This is a genomic window from Streptomyces chattanoogensis, from assembly GCF_001294335.1.
GTDB lineage: Bacteria > Actinomycetota > Actinomycetes > Streptomycetales > Streptomycetaceae > Streptomyces > Streptomyces chattanoogensis.
The window spans coordinates 1-486 of sequence record NZ_LGKG01000059.1 but is presented as its reverse complement, the minus strand read 5'-3'; the positions used below and the strand labels follow the sequence as shown (position 1 = coordinate 486).

Annotated in this window: 1 protein-coding gene; it reads right to left on the bottom strand. The window is 71.6% G+C overall.

From position 1 onward, the window contains the following. On the bottom strand, positions 1-486 hold a 486-nt coding region (locus tag ADL29_RS08980), incomplete at both ends, for a tyrosine-type recombinase/integrase (protein WP_157878433.1).

Below are 486 nucleotides of genomic sequence, written 5' to 3'. Positions count from 1 at the left end.
GGCGTGCAGTACGGGCGAGGCGCTGGAGGACGTCGCGGAGGTTGCGGGCGTGGACCCGGTTGCCGGTGTCGGTAACGAACAGGGGCCGGCGGGGGCGGGCTCCGACGGTGAGGGCGGGCAGGTTGGTGGTGTCGTCGCGGGTGGCGAGGTAGGTGGTGATCCGCTGGTGGGTGGGCGGCGGGAGTAGGGCGGACCGACGGCGCCGGCCTTTGCCCATCACGTTTAGGACGTGGTGGCCTTGGTCCTGGCCGAGGTCTTCGATGTCGGCGCCGAGGAGTTCGGCGACGCGGAGGCCGGTGGTGGCGAGGGTGTGGACGATGGCGGCGGTGCGGGGGCTGTCGGTGTCGGCGACGTCGAGCAGGTTGGCGAGCTGCTCGGCGGCCAGGGCCGGGGTCGGGGTGGGGTTGGCCTTGGGGCGGTTGGTCTTGAACTTGGCGGGGTTCTTGCGGAACGGCACGTCTTGTTCGTCGAGCCACTCGTACCAGG